The 13,961-nt window shown below is 72.5% G+C and carries 13 protein-coding genes; 11 read left to right on the top strand and 2 right to left on the bottom strand.

Going from position 1 to position 13,961, the window contains the following annotated elements; all coding sequences use genetic code 11:
• The first annotated feature begins 99 nt into the window (after nt 1–99).
• The 4 genes from tilS (at nt 100) to folE (ending at nt 4,845) form a co-directional block, all read left to right on the top strand.
• Nucleotides 100–1,227, top strand: a complete 1,128-nt coding sequence (tilS, locus tag ACIQ87_RS15405; RefSeq protein WP_402406182.1) for a tRNA lysidine(34) synthetase TilS — start codon at nt 100–102, stop codon at nt 1,225–1,227.
• Between the two features lie 71 nt (nt 1,228–1,298).
• Nucleotides 1,299–1,853, top strand: a complete 555-nt coding sequence (hpt, locus tag ACIQ87_RS15410) for a hypoxanthine phosphoribosyltransferase (RefSeq protein ID WP_030059589.1) — start codon at nt 1,299–1,301, stop codon at nt 1,851–1,853.
• A gap of 225 nt (nt 1,854–2,078) precedes the next feature.
• On the top strand, nt 2,079–4,130 hold the full coding sequence (gene ftsH / locus ACIQ87_RS15415; protein WP_392882595.1) for an ATP-dependent zinc metalloprotease FtsH: 2,052 nt from the start codon (nt 2,079–2,081) through the stop codon (nt 4,128–4,130).
• 109 nt (nt 4,131–4,239) lie between these two features.
• Complete coding sequence (gene folE, locus ACIQ87_RS15420; RefSeq protein ID WP_049654054.1) at nt 4,240–4,845, top strand: GTP cyclohydrolase I FolE; 606 nt, start codon at nt 4,240–4,242, stop codon at nt 4,843–4,845.
• 20 nt (nt 4,846–4,865) lie between these two features.
• Here the strand turns inward: folE and ACIQ87_RS15425 are convergent, their stop codons facing one another.
• Together ACIQ87_RS15425 and ACIQ87_RS15430 are read right to left on the bottom strand one after the other, a co-directional pair.
• A complete protein-coding gene (locus tag ACIQ87_RS15425; protein WP_402406184.1) occupies nt 4,866–5,654 on the bottom strand; it encodes a ferritin-like domain-containing protein in 789 nt (262 codons plus the stop codon).
• 115 nt (nt 5,655–5,769) lie between these two features.
• Nucleotides 5,770–6,924, bottom strand: coding sequence for an alpha/beta hydrolase (locus ACIQ87_RS15430; protein WP_402406186.1), 1,155 nt, complete (start codon nt 6,922–6,924; stop codon nt 5,770–5,772).
• Between the two features lie 379 nt (nt 6,925–7,303).
• On the opposite strand from ACIQ87_RS15430, the gene ACIQ87_RS15435 reads away from it, so the two are divergent.
• From ACIQ87_RS15435 to ACIQ87_RS15465, 7 genes are all read left to right on the top strand, one after another.
• Nucleotides 7,304–9,145, top strand: a complete 1,842-nt coding sequence (locus tag ACIQ87_RS15435) for a phosphatidylglycerol lysyltransferase domain-containing protein (protein WP_402406188.1) — start codon at nt 7,304–7,306, stop codon at nt 9,143–9,145.
• Between the two features lie 80 nt (nt 9,146–9,225).
• Entirely contained in the window at nt 9,226–10,107 is an 882-nt protein-coding gene (gene folP / locus ACIQ87_RS15440; protein WP_402406190.1) for a dihydropteroate synthase, read from the top strand.
• A gap of 76 nt (nt 10,108–10,183) precedes the next feature.
• Nucleotides 10,184–10,615, top strand: coding sequence for a nuclear transport factor 2 family protein (locus ACIQ87_RS15445; RefSeq protein ID WP_402406192.1), 432 nt, complete (start codon nt 10,184–10,186; stop codon nt 10,613–10,615).
• A 246-nt stretch (nt 10,616–10,861) separates the two neighbouring features.
• Nucleotides 10,862–11,221, top strand: coding sequence for a dihydroneopterin aldolase (folB, locus tag ACIQ87_RS15450; protein ID WP_392882701.1), 360 nt, complete (start codon nt 10,862–10,864; stop codon nt 11,219–11,221).
• A 43-nt stretch (nt 11,222–11,264) separates the two neighbouring features.
• Entirely contained in the window at nt 11,265–11,855 is a 591-nt protein-coding gene (gene folK / locus ACIQ87_RS15455) for a 2-amino-4-hydroxy-6-hydroxymethyldihydropteridine diphosphokinase (protein WP_402406194.1), read from the top strand.
• A gap of 218 nt (nt 11,856–12,073) precedes the next feature.
• A complete protein-coding gene (locus ACIQ87_RS15460; protein WP_380669031.1) occupies nt 12,074–12,562 on the top strand; it encodes a DUF3180 domain-containing protein in 489 nt (162 codons plus the stop codon).
• Nucleotides 12,563–12,705: 143 nt separating this feature from the next.
• Nucleotides 12,706–13,800 carry a hypothetical protein gene (locus ACIQ87_RS15465; protein WP_402406196.1) on the top strand — a complete coding sequence of 365 codons (1,095 nt, stop codon included), beginning with the start codon at nt 12,706–12,708 and terminating at the stop codon, nt 13,798–13,800.
• Nucleotides 13,801–13,961: the final 161 nt, after the last annotated feature.

Below are 13,961 nucleotides of genomic sequence, written 5' to 3' on the forward strand. Positions count from 1 at the left end.
CATCTGTGAGCGCCCCGTAACCGGGCGTTCATGCCGGTGCGCGGTCCCCGCCGCGTCCGCCGCGAGTCCTGTCCCCCCTCCGCCGAGGAGTCTTCCGCCGTGGGCCCTCACCCCGCTGTCGCCGCGATACGCCTGGCCGTTCGCCGTACGCTCACCGACCTCGCCGCCGAGGCCGGTTCCACCTTCACCGCGCCCGTGCGCGAGCCCCGCGAGCGCCCGGCCGGGGCGCCGCTGGTGGGTGCCGCGGTCGGCACCACCCTGATCGGCAACGCCGCGCGCCATCCCTCCGGGCTGCCCCGGACCCCGGCCGCGCCCGGCTCGCCGCTGGTCCTGGTCGCCGTCAGCGGCGGCGCGGACTCGATGGCGCTGGCCATCGCCGCCGCCTTCGAGGCCCCCAAGATCGGTCTGCGGGTCGGCGCCGTCACCGTCGACCACGGCCTCCAGGCCGGCTCCGCCGAGCGGGCCGCCCAGGTGGCCGACCGGCTGCGCACGCTCGGCCTCGACCCGGTGGAGGCGGTCCCGGTGCGGGTCGGCCGCACCGGCGGCCCGGAGGCCGCGGCCCGGGACGCCCGCTACGCCGCCCTGGACGAGGCCGCCGACCGCCACGGTGCGATCGCGGTGCTGCTCGGCCACACCAGGGACGACCAGGCCGAGACCGTGCTGCTGGGCCTGGCCCGCGGTTCCGGCGCGCGCTCGCTGGCCGGGATGCCCGCCCAGAAGGGCCGCTACCGCCGCCCGCTGCTGGAGCTGGACCGGGCGGCCACCCGGCAGGCCTGCGCCGCCCAGTCGATCCCGGTCTGGGACGACCCGCACAACTGTGATCCCGCCTACACCCGCTCCCGCGTCCGCCACGAGGTGCTGCCCGTCCTGGAGAAGCACCTGGGCGGTGGAGTGGTCGAGGCGCTGGCCCGCACGGCCCGGCTGTTCCGCGACGACGCCGACGCCCTCGACCAGTGGGCCTCTCTGGCCGAACGCGACCTCCGTACGGGCGACGGGGCCCTGGACGCCGTGAAACTGGCCGAACTGCCGCCCGCGGTGCGCCGCCGGGTGCTGCGCCGGGCCGCGCTGCGGGCGGGCTGTCCGGCCGGGGACCTCTTCGCCCGGCACCTGGAGACGATCGACCTGCTGGTCACCGGATGGCGCGGACAGGGCCCGCTGCACCTACCCGGGGGCGTCGAGGCCACCCGCAGGTGTGGCACGCTGGTCTTTCGGCGGCAGGGCGACTGACGGGCGAGGCATGCCCCGGGGGAGCCGGCCGCCGGCCACAAAGACCCCGAACGTTTGAGGACGTATCCCCGGTGGACCAGAACGACATGGGCGCTGACCTCGCGAAGGTGCTCATCAGCAAGGACGAGATCGACGCCAAGCTCCTGGAGCTGGCCGAGCGAATCGACCGGGACTACGCAGGCAAGGACCTGCTGATCGTCGGCGTCCTCAAGGGGGCCGTGATGGTCATGGCCGACCTCGCCCGGGCCCTGCACTCGCAGGTCACCATGGACTGGATGGCCGTCTCCTCGTACGGCATGGGCACCAAGTCCTCCGGTGTGGTGCGGATCCTGAAGGACCTGGACACCGACATCGCCGGCCGTGACGTCCTGATCGTCGAGGACATCATCGACTCCGGTCTGACGCTGTCCTGGCTGCTGGGCAACCTGGGCTCGCGCGGTCCGGCCTCGCTGGAGGTCTGCACCCTGCTCCGCAAGCCGGACGCGGCCAAGGTCGAGATCGACGTGAAGTACGTCGGCTTCGACATCCCCAACGAGTTCGTGGTCGGCTACGGCCTGGACTACGCGGAGAAGCTGCGCAACCTCCCGTTCATCGGGACCCTCGCCCCGCACGTCTACGGCGGCTGAGGCCCGTTCGGGCTACGGGCGGGAACAGTAGGCCGTTCCCGCCCGTTGTCCCGGGGGGACAAAGAACCAAAGCCGTGTCGCCGTGCTCCCGCCATGGGTGGGTTCGACTGCGGTACGGTCCAATAAACCGCTCTTCACATGAGCACCAATCGGATGCGCCGCGGCCCAACAGCCTCCCGGCGCCGTTGAGTGGCAGGAGGGACGGGGCGGCAACGCCCCGCATGGATGGACGTTAAGCGATACTTCCGTGCGCCGATCATGTGGATCGTGCTGGCCGTCCTCGCCGTCATCGTACTGATGCAGGTCGTTTCGGACTCGAACGGCTACAAGACGGTGGACACCGGTCAGGTCGTCGCGGCGATCGACGCGCACAACGTCAAGTCGGCGCAGATCACCACCGGTGACTCGAACACGATCAAGATTCAGCTGAAGGACGGCGCGACACTGCCCAGCTCCGGTACGGGCAAGACCCCGTCCGGTACCAAGTTCCAGGCCTCGTACATCGGCGACCAGGGCGTCGCCATCGCCGACAAGCTCCAGGCCCAGGTCAACGACAAGGACCAGAGCACGCTCGCCGAGGGCTACACCATCAGCCCGGAGAAGCAGAGCACCTTCGTCAGCCTGCTGCTGTCGATGCTCCCGATCGTGATCATCGTCCTGGTCTTCCTGTTCCTGATGAACCAGATGCAGGGCGGCGGCTCCCGGGTCATGCAGTTCGGCAAGTCCAAGGCCAAGCTGCTCACCAAGGACACCCCCAAGACCACCTTCGCCGACGTCGCCGGTGCGGACGAGGCGGTCGAGGAGCTCCACGAGATCAAGGAGTTCCTCCAGGAGCCGGCCAAGTTCCAGGCCGTCGGCGCCAAGATCCCCAAGGGCGTGCTGCTCTACGGCCCGCCCGGTACCGGCAAGACCCTGCTGGCGCGCGCCGTCGCGGGCGAGGCCGGTGTGCCGTTCTACTCCATCTCCGGCTCGGACTTCGTCGAGATGTTCGTCGGCGTCGGCGCCAGCCGCGTCCGCGACCTCTTCGAGCAGGCCAAGGCGAACGCCCCGGCGATCGTCTTCGTCGACGAGATCGACGCCGTCGGCCGGCACCGCGGCGCGGGCCTCGGCGGCGGCCACGACGAGCGCGAGCAGACCCTCAACCAGCTGCTGGTCGAGATGGACGGCTTCGACGTCAAGGGCGGCGTGATCCTGATCGCCGCGACCAACCGCCCCGACATCCTGGACCCGGCGCTGCTGCGCCCGGGCCGCTTCGACCGCCAGATCGCGGTGGAGCGCCCCGACCTCCAGGGCCGGCTGGACATCCTCAAGGTGCACCAGAAGGGCAAGCCGATCGCGCCCGACGTCGACCTGTCGGCCGTCGCCAAGCGCACCCCCGGCTTCACCGGTGCCGACCTGTCGAACGTCCTCAACGAGGCGGCGCTGCTGACCGCCCGCTCGGACAAGAAGCTGATCGACAACGGCATCCTGGACGAGGCGATCGACCGCGTCGTGGCCGGTCCGCAGAAGCGCACGCGGATCATGTCCGACAAGGAGAAGAAGATCACCGCGTACCACGAGGGCGGTCACGCCCTGGTCGCGGCGGCCTCCCCGAACGCGGACCCGGTGCACAAGATCACCATCCTGTCCCGCGGCCGGGCCCTCGGCTACACCATGGTGCTGCCGGACGAGGACAAGTACTCCACCACCCGCAACGAGATGCTCGACCAGCTCGCCTACATGATGGGCGGGCGCGCGGCGGAGGAGCTGGTCTTCCACGACCCGACCACCGGCGCCTCGAACGACATCGAGAAGGCCACCGCGACGGCCCGGGCCATGGTCACCCAGTACGGCATGACCGAGCGCCTCGGCGCGATCAAGTTCGGCTCGGACAACTCGGAGCCGTTCCTGGGCCGCGAGATGGGCCACCAGCGCGACTACTCGGAAGAGGTCGCCGGGCTGGTGGACGAGGAGGTCAAGAAGCTCATCGACACGGCGCACAACGAGGCCTGGGAGATCCTGGTCGAGAACCGCGACGTGCTCGACAACCTGGTTCTGGAGCTCCTGGAGAAGGAGACCCTGAACAAGGAGCAGATCGCCGAGATCTTCGCCCCGATCGTCAAGCGCCCGGCCCGGCCGGCCTGGACGGGCTCCGCCCGCCGCACGCCGTCCACCCGGCCTCCGGTGCAGTCCCCGAAGGAGCTGGCGCTCACCAACGGCGCCGCCTCCGTGGAGAGCGCTCCGGTGGACGTCGTGAAGCTCCCGCCGCTGCCGGCAGAGCCGCCGACCGAGGGCTGACCCCCCCACTCCGTAGGGAATGGATGCCGCGTCACCAGGGTTTGTACCCTGGAGGCGCGGCATCCGTGCTGTTCAGCCAGAGCTCTTCCCATACGTAAGCGAGGCCCGCATGATCGACCCGGTGACGTTCGACGGTCCGCCCGCCGTCGGTACCTTCGACCAGAAGCGGGCCGAGAACGCCATCCGCGAGCTGCTGCTCGCCGTCGGGGAGGACCCGGACCGCGAGGGCCTGCTGGAGACCCCGGCCCGGGTCGCGCGTGCCTACAAGGAGATATTCGCGGGCCTGTGGCAGGAGCCCGAGGACGTCCTCACCACCACCTTCGACCTCGGTCACGACGAGATGGTGCTGGTCAAGGACATCGAGCTGACCTCGGTCTGCGAGCACCACCTGGTGCCGTTCCGCGGTGTGGCGCACGTCGGGTACATCCCGTCCACCAGCGGCAAGATCACCGGGCTGTCCAAGCTCGCCCGGCTGGTCGACGTCTACGCCCGCCGGCCGCAGGTGCAGGAGCGGCTGACCAGCCAGGTCGCCGACGCGCTGATGCGGATCCTGGAGCCGCGCGGGGCCATCGTCGTGGTCGAGTGCGAGCACATGTGCATGTCGATGCGCGGCATCCGCAAGCCCGGCGCCAAGACCATCACCTCCTGCGTGCGCGGCCAGCTGCGCGACCCGGCCACCCGGGCCGAGGCGATGAGCCTCATCATCGGCCGCTAGGGCGGCCGGCGGGGGTCCGCTCAGAGCACCTCGTGCTCCGCGTGCGGCGGGGCCGGGGTGCCGAGGGCGTTGCGGCGCTCGGGCATCCGCAGCGTGACCATCCGGCGCCAGCCGTAGGCGCGGTCGTACAGGTAGAGCGCCCGCACCCCGAGGGTGACCAGGGTGAGCTGCCAGTGCGGCCAGCGCAGGATCCGGGCCATCCGGGCGGTGACGGCGAGGCCGACGTCCCGGTGGGTGCGGATCTCGCCGCGGGCACTGGTCTCCAGGGCGTGCCGGACGTACGGGCCGTGGCCCTCGGAGACCAGCCGCAGCAGCTCCTCGTGGCAGTAGGCGAGGTGGTTCTCCTCGTCGGCGGAGATCATCCGCATCGCCCGGCCGAGGTCGGGGTTGTCCTCGTACGCCCTCACCAGTCGGCGCATCTGCTCGGCGGCGCGCTGCTCGGTGACCCGGCTGTGGGCGAGGTAGGTGATGATCTCGCGGTCGGTCAGCGGGACGTCGCTGTTCAGCCGCTCGTGCGAGAGGCCGATGCCCTGGCGCTCCAGCAGCATGCAGTAGTCCGCCTCGTCCGGCACGGGCACCCTGGGCAGGCCGCGCTTGTGCAGCAGCTGGGCGAAGATCCGGCCGTGCTTGCGCTCGTCGGCACCGTGCCGGGCGACCTTCGGGGCGAGGACCGGGTCCCGGGCGAGCGAGGCGATCCGCTCGTTCTCCCAGCCGCCCTGCTCCTCGCCGCCGGCCGCGATGCTGCAGAACAACTGGTACGCCTGGTCGTTCCGGTAGATCTCGTCGAAGAGCGAGCGGGTGCTCAGCACGGTGCCTCCTGCGCGGGTCCGGGGCGGCGCCCGGCGGGGGCCGACGGGCGGTCGCGATACGTTCCCCCGGGCCGCCGGCCACCCCGGGCCGACCGGCGGGTTTCACTCAGCTGTCCTAGCCCAGGTGCGCGCCGAGCCATTCGAGGGTGGCCGGCAGCTCCCTGGTCCAGCTGTCGAAGTTGTGCCCGCCGTCGTCCAGGTAGAGCGAGTCGATCGCGAACTGCGGGTTGGCCGCCGCGGCCTTGGTGGCCTGGTCGACGAACTGGACGGTCTGCGGGTAGTCGCTCTCCGTGCGGGTGGAGACCGCCAGCAGGTTGAGCGTCGGGGCCGGCAGGTTCTGCAGCCGCCAGCCGAGGTCGTGCTGCTGGGCCAGCTCCTTGTCGCCGTTGAAGAGGTCGCCGCCGGTGTAGTTGTCCTGACGCACGGTGAAGTCGCCGTGCAGGCTCGCGGCGTTCCCGTAGACGTTCGGGAACCGCATCGCCAGGCGCAGCGCGCAGCTGCCGCCGGTGGAGTAGCCGAGGGTGCCCCAGGAGCCGGCCGTGCGGCCGGCCCGGTAGGTGCTGCGGATGGCCTCGGGGACGTCCTTGACGAACCAGGTCTCGGTGCGCGGCCCGCCGGGGACGTCCACGCACTCGGTGTCCCGGGACGGGACGACCGCGGGGCGGGCCAGTACCAGGATGGTCGGCGGCATCTTGCCGGTGCGCTGCAGCTCGATCGCGGTCTGGGCGAAGGGGAGCTCCTGCAGCAGGTTCAGCGTGGTGCCCGGGTAGCCGGCGATGGCCAGCAGGACGGGGAAGCGGACCAGGGCGAGCTTCTGGTCGAAGTACGCGGGCGGCAGGTAGACGAACATCTGGTCGGACAGGCCCGTCTCCTTGCCGTTGACCCGGACCGACTCGATCTTGCCGACCTCCTCGGGCGGGCCCTTCGGCAGGTTGGTGACGGCCTCCAGGCCGCCCTCGGTGGTGGGCTCGACCAGTGCGTCGGCGACGGGGGTGCCGCCCTTGTGGTTCTCGTTGCTGGTCAGCGCGAGCTTGGCGCCGCCCGGGCTGAGCAGGTCGTCCCAGGAGGTGTAGAACCCGAAGGAGTTGTTCACCGACAGCGCGAGCACGGCCAGGACGGAGGCCTGAACGACCGTCAGCAGACCGATCCGGCCGAGCACCGGCAGCGGGCGCTGGGGTGCCAGTCGCGGCCAGAGCCACAGGGTCGCGACGATGGCCGCAACGCCGAGTGCGAGCAGCGAGTTCACCAGCGCTTCGCTGGTCAGTTCCATGCCGTCGGCCTTCCGGTGGGACGCTGTCGGTGCAGGCTTCATCGTCTGGCGGTCCGTCAGGTCCGGCCACCGCGGCTAGGCTGTCCGGACGCTCGGGCGGGCCGGGTGGGGCGGGGGGAACCGCAGGGCAACCGGCGCCCTAGAATGCGGCGTCCACCGTACGTAACGCGTCCCGGAGGGTTCCGTCGCGCCACGCTGCGGCGGGCTCGGGGCTCCCACCGCCGGCTCAACCCGCAGCGCGACCACGGCTCCGGTTTACCGACCGTTTCCGGGTCCTTGGTATGCGCATTGCCTGATGAAGGAATAGGCATGAAGGTCCATCACCCGTCCTCCTCCGGAGTGACCGGACACCGCACCGCAGCCTCTACGCTGAGCTTCCATGAGCGTCCCCGTGTCCGTTGAGCCGAGCCCCGAGCAGCCGCCCCGCCGTCGCCGCGGCCTGCAGACGCTGCGCACCCAGGCGGCCGCCGTCCCGAGGGCCTGGCTCCCCGGAGCGGTCGGCTACGCCTGTCTGCTGATCGGGCTCATGGACATAGCCAGCGCGGTGTTCCCCAAGCTCCGGCACACCAAGGTGCACACCTTCGCCGGGCAGCTGCCGGGCGGTACCACCAGCCTGGCGGCGGTCGGCACGCTGATGGTCGGCATCCTGCTGGTGCCGCTGGCGCACGCGCTGCGCCGGCGCAAGCGGCGGGCCTGGCGGGCGGTCTGCGTGCTGCTGCCGGTCAGCGCCGGACTGCACATCGTGCGCTGGCACCAGATCGGCCCGGCGGTCGTCTCGCTGGTGGTCCTCGTCGTGATGCTGGTCCACCAGCGCGAGTTCTACGCCAAGGCCGACCCGCGCACCCGGTGGCGGGCGCTGGTCAACCTGGTCGTCATGGGCGTCCTCAGCGTGCTGCTCGGCCTGCTGATCGTGAGCACCCGGAGCAAGTACGAGATCGGCCACCCCGGCCTGACCGAGCGCCTGCAGCACGTCGGGTACGGACTGTTCGGCTTCGAGGGCCCGGTCCGGTACAGCAACATCCGGATGTCCGACCTGGTCGCGTACCTGCTCGGCGGACTCGGCCTGCTGACCGCCTTCACCACCGCCTACCTGGCGCTGCGTCCGGGCAAGCCGAAGCCCGAGCTGACCGCGGAGGACGAGGACAAGGTCCGCGAGCTGCTCAAGCGGCACGGCGAGCGCGACTCGCTCGGCTACTTCGCGCTGCGCCGCGACAAGAGCGTGCTGTTCTCGCCCACCGGCAAGGCGGCGATCTCCTACCGGGTGGTCTCCGGTGTGATGCTGGCCTCCGGCGACCCGGTCGGCGACGTCGAGGCCTGGCCCGGCGCGATCAAGGTGTTCATGGCCGAGGCCCGCGAGCACGCCTGGGTGCCGGCGGTGATGGGCTGCAGCGAGGTCGGCGGCGAGGTCTGGACCCGCGAGGCGGGCCTGGACGCGCTGGAGCTGGGCGACGAGGCGATCGTGGACACCGCCACCTTCTCGCTCTCCGGCCGGGCCATGCGCAACGTGCGCCAGATGGTCAAGCGGATCGAGCGCAACGGCTACTCCTGCCGGGTGCGCCGGGTCTCCGAGCTCACCGTGGAGGAGAAGTACCGGATCGCCGACGCCGCCGCCCGCTGGCGCGGTACCGACACCGAACGCGGTTTCTCGATGGCCCTCGGCCGCTTCGGCGACCCGCTGGACGACGACTGCGTGGTGGTCACCGCCCACAAGGCCCCGGAGGAGGGCGAGGAGGGCGACGACCTGAAGGCCGTGCTGCACTTCGTGCCCTGGGGGCCGGACGGCATCTCGCTGGAGCTGATGCGCCGCGACCGCGCCGCCGACCCCGGCCTGAACGAGCTGCTGATCGTCGCCGCGCTGCAGGCGGTGCCCGCGATGGGCGTGCGCCGGGTGTCGCTCAACTTCGCGATGTTCCGCTCGGCCCTGGCCCGCGGCGAGCGGATCGGCGCCGGCCCGGTGCTGCGTGCCTGGCGCGGGCTGCTGGTGTTCCTGTCGCGCTGGTTCCAGATCGAGTCGCTGTACAAGTTCAACGCCAAGTTCCAGCCCGAGTGGGAGCCGCGCTTCCTGGTCTTCCCGAGCACCCGGGACCTGCCGCGGATCGGTTTCGCCGCGATGCAGGCGGAGGCCTTCATCACCCTCGGCATGCCGCGGTTCGGCCGCAAGCGCCAGCGCGAGGGGCTGATGCCGGTCCCGTCGACCCGGGAGGTCACCGAGGCCGCCTGAGGCCCGCAGCCGCCCTCCGGGGCCCGCCGCCACGGAACGGGGCCCCCGCCGAGAATCGTCGGCGGGGGCCCCGTTCGATAATGGGAAGCATGAACGATTCGCCGTCTTTCTCCCTGCCGGCCGGCCTGCCGCGACTCGAGCGCTGTGCCGTGATGGGCGTTGTCAACGTCACGCCCGACTCCTTCTCGGACGGCGGGATGTGGCACGACCCGGCCAAGGCGATCGCGCACGGCCTCGCGCTGCGGGCCCGCGGCGCGGACCTGGTGGACGTCGGCGGCGAGTCCACCCGGCCCGGCTCGCAGCGGGTGCCCGAGGAGGAGGAGCTGCGCCGGGTGATCCCGGTGGTGCGCGAGCTCTCCGATGCCGGGGTGATGGTCTCCGTGGACACCATGCGCGCTTCCGTCGCCGAGCGGGCCGTCGAGGCCGGCGCCGCGATCGTCAACGACGTCTCCGGCGGGCTCGCCGACCCGGCGATGGCCCGGGTGGTCGCCGAGACCGGCGCCCCCTTCGTGGTGATGCACTGGCGCGGGCAGTCCGCCGACATGGACCGGCTGGCCGTCTACGACGACGTGGTCCGGGACGTGGTCGCCGAACTGACCGACCGGGTGGACGCGCTGCTGGCCGCCGGGGTCAAGGAGGACCAGCTGATCCTCGACCCGGGGCTCGGCTTCGCCAAGACCTCCGAGCACAACTGGGCGCTGCTCGGCCGGCTGGACGCGCTGACCGCGCTCGGCCGTCCCGTGCTCGTGGCGGCTTCGCGCAAGCGGTTCCTGGGTACGCTGCTCGCCGACCCGGCAACCGGGGAACTGCGCCCGGCCCGGGAGCGCGACGACGCGACGGCCGCGGTGTCGGTGCTGTCCGCCCGGGCCGGAGCCTGGGCGGTGCGGGTGCACGACGTGTCCGGCACGGCGGATGCCGTCCGGGTCGTCGCGGCCTGGCAGCACGCGGCGCGATCGGTGTGAGGGAGGGTCTGTGACAGGTGACGGCAGGTTGAGCGGCGGAACGGCCGGGCGGGCTCGCGAGGCGGACCTGGAGGCCGTGCTCGCGGCGAACCGGGGGCTCTACGAGGCGCTGGAACGGGGGGACCTGGAAGCGGTCGAGGACGCCTGGCTGGGCGCCGCCGACGCCGACGACAAGGGCGGGGTGGTGTGCGTGCACCCGGGCTGGCCGGTCCTGCGCGGCCGCGCCCAGGTGACCCGTTCGTACATGCTGATCATGATGAACACGGAGTACATCCAGTTCTTCCTGACCGATGTCGAGGCCGAGGTGCACGGGGATGTGGCCCTTGTCACGTGCACCGAGAACATCCTGTCCGGCGGTGAGTCGGAAGAGGAGGGGGAGCTGGGACCACTGGTCGGCGGAAAGGTCGTGTCGACGAATCTGTTCCGTCGCACCCCGGCCGGGTGGAAGCTCTGGTCGCATCACGGTTCACCCGTTCTGACCAGCGGGGACGACGACGAGGAGAGCTGATTCCGGCGATCGCGGAAATACGGCGCCGAGAAGTCGCCGGGAATTTCCGAGTGGTCACCGAACGTTCACGTCAATCGCCATATCGGCGCGCGTGGCGTCGGTTCGTGCCGGGTAGGACGGTCAGGCGTTGTCCGTGCTCGCGGGTAGATTCGAAACGGAGTGGCGGGCGTGCTGCCCGCCTTCGCCCTGCCCGTCCATGCCTTTCTCCGGGTGGGGCCCGTCCGACTGGGAGCAGTGATTCGTTTGCTGGACCGCGTCACCCTGCGGGGGCTGCGAGCCCGGGGCCACCACGGCGTCTTCGAGCGCGAGCGCGTCGAGGGGCAGACCTTCGTGGTCGACCTCGTGCTCTACCTGGACACCCGCCCCGCTGCGGCCGGAGACGACCTCACCCGCACCGCGCACTACGGCCTGGTGGCGGAGGAGGTCACCGCGATCATCGCCGGGGAGCCGGTCGACCTGATCGAGACGCTGGCCCAGCGCATCGCCGACCAGTGCCTGAAGCACGATGCGGTCGAGGAGGTCGAGGTCACCGTGCACAAGCCGGACGCCCCGATCACCGTGCCGTTCGACGACGTGACCGTGACCATCCACCGGGGCCGCGCATGACCCCCACCGCGCGCCCGGTATCCGATGCAGAGGGATTTCTTCGATGAACAGCAGCGACACGCCGAACGCGTTCGACCTGGAGAGCCGGGTGGACTCCGCCGACACCACGCTGCACAGCCAGCGGTGCGCGGTGATCGCGCTCGGCAGCAACCTGGGCAACCGGCTGGACACCCTCCAGGGCGCGGTCGACGCGCTCGCCGACACCCCGGGGCTGAAGATCACGGCCGTCTCCGCGGTGTACGAGACCGAGGCCGTCGGCGGGCCCGAGGAGCAGCCGAACTACTACAACGCGGTGGTGGTGCTGCGGACCTCGCTGCCCCCGCGGGACCTGCTGGAGCGCGGCAACGCCATCGAGGACGCCTTCGGGCGGGTGCGGACCGTCCACTGGGGCCCGCGCACCCTGGACGTCGACATCCTGGCCTACGAGGGCGTGCTGAGCGACGACCCGCAGCTGCTGCTGCCGCACCCGCGCTCGCACGAGCGGGCCTTCGTGCTCGCCCCCTGGCTGGACGCCCAGCCGGAGGCCGAGGTGCCCGGGCACGGGCGGGTGGACGCGCTGCTGACGGCGCTGGGCGGCCCGGACGCGCAGGGCGTGAAGCGCCGTGACGACATCCGGCTGACGCTGCCGGAGTGAGGCCGTAGCAGGGCCGCCGCGGGGCCGGGGGGAGTCCCGCGGGGGCCGGCGGCCGGGGCCGTCGCCCGGGGAACTCGACCGGGGGCCCGGCCGTCCGAGTAGGTGACCGTCGTCGGCGCCGGTGTCCGCCGGCCGGGCCCGGTACGGTGGCCTGGCGTCGCCGCGCCGGGCCGCCGGGCGGTCGGCCGGTTCTGGTACCCGGGAAGGACCTCCTCCGCGTGAAGCTGCTTCGCCTCCGTCTGCTGATCGGCATCACCGCCGCCACGACGGCGCTGTCCTGGGCCGGCTCCAAGCTGTGGGCCTCCGTGGACACGCTGCCGGCCGTTCCGGCCGCGGCGCCGGTGGTGCTGGCGGCGGTGGCCGTGATCCTGCTGGCGACCGCGCTGTCGCTGCGGGCCCGGCTGAAGGCGGTGCGCGAGCGGCAGCCCGGGGCGAAGGGGGTCGATCCGCTGCTGGCGGCCCGGGCGGTGGTGCTGGGGCAGGCCAGCGCGCTGGTGTCGTCGGTGGTCACCGGGATCTACGCGGGGGCCGGGATCTACCTGCTGGGCGAACTGGACGTGTCGGCCCGCAAGGACCAGGCCGTGACGGCCGGGCTCGCGGTGCTGGCGGGGGCCGCGGTGATCGCGGCGGCGCTCTGGATCCAGCACGTGTGCAAGCTGCCGGAGAACCACGACGACCCGGGCGGTCCGGCGGCCTCGCACCGCTGAGACCGCCGGGGCCTCGTTGAGCAGGGCTTTCTTCGTGATCTTGGGTGAGAATCCGGGCACGTGCGGTAAAAACCGCCCCCTGTCAAGGGCGGAAGGGGACCCTGGGCTGACACGCCCCCAATTCGCACGCTAGTTTCTTGGACATGTCTCGCGGACGCCACCGTCATTCCTCCGTCCTCGGCCGGGTCTTTCCCCCCACCGCCGCCGGCGTGCTGCTGGTCGCCGCGCTCGCCGCGCTGCTTTTCAGTCAGGACACCGTCCTGGTGCGCTCGGTGGGCGTCGCGGCGGTGATCGCGACGCTCGGCTTCGCGCTGCTGCTGCGCCAGCGGGACAAGGCGGCCCGGGCGGCCGCCGAGATGTCCTCGGCGCAGCGGCTGCGCGCCGAGGAGCGGTTCGAGGAGCAGCTGGCCGAGGCCGAGTACGCGGCGGAGGTCGCCGAGGAGCGGGCCACCCGGTTCGGGCGGCGGCTGACGGCGGAGAAGTCGCGGCTGGCGAAGGCCGAGACCGAGATCGCCCGGCTGCTGCGCGAGCGGGCCGTGACGGTGGCCGAGCAGGCGCTCAAGGAGGCCGAGGCGGCCCAGCGGGCGCTCGCCGCGAGCCGTCCGAAGTACCCGGCCAGCCCGGCGGCGTACGTGCGGGCGGCGGCCGTGCTGCGGCAGCTGGAGCGCCGTGCGGCGGAGCAGGAGGCCCAGCGGGCGCGGACGGCGGGTGCGGAGGTGGCTCTGCGGGCGCGTACGGCACCGACCCTGGCGCCCGCGCCGGTGGCCGTGCCGGCCCCGGTGGCGCCCTCGGTGCCCACGCCGGAGCAGGCTCCGGCGGCCCCGTCGCCGGTGCGGCCCGCGCCGGTGCGTCCGGCGCTGACCGCGACGGTGGGTCAGCTCGGCGGGACGTCGGCCGCGTCCGCCGCGGCGCCCGCGCCGGCCGAGCGGCAGCGGCCGCGGCCGGCCCAGTCCGGGCAGGCGCGCGGGCAGGGCTTCAGCTTCTTCGGCCGTGGGTCGGCCGCCCCGGCGCGCCCGGCGGCCCCGGCGCCGGCCGTGGGCAGCGTCGCCGAGCTGGGGGAGCGCGCCGACCTGGCGGACGTGGTGGGCGACGAGGCGGTGGCCGCGAAGGCCGAGGCCGACGCGCGGGCTGCGGAGCCGGCCGAGCGGCCGGAGCAGGGCGCGCCGGCCGTGGTGGACCTGACGCCGGAGGACGAGACCGAGCTGATCCAGCTGCCGGAGCTGCGCGCCTCGCGCTGAGGGCGCCGGGCCCGCCGGGCCCCGGAAACGAGAACCGCGGCGGGGGGAGTAGGGCCGGCCCCAATACCCCCCCCCGGGGTTTTTCGCGGGGGGGGGCGAGCATGGAGCCCGAAGACAGGGGGCTGGCCCCCCCGCCGGGCGCGGTGGCCAGGCGCCCCGCG

This window comes from Kitasatospora sp. NPDC096204 (assembly GCF_044763205.1).
GTDB lineage: Bacteria > Actinomycetota > Actinomycetes > Streptomycetales > Streptomycetaceae > Kitasatospora.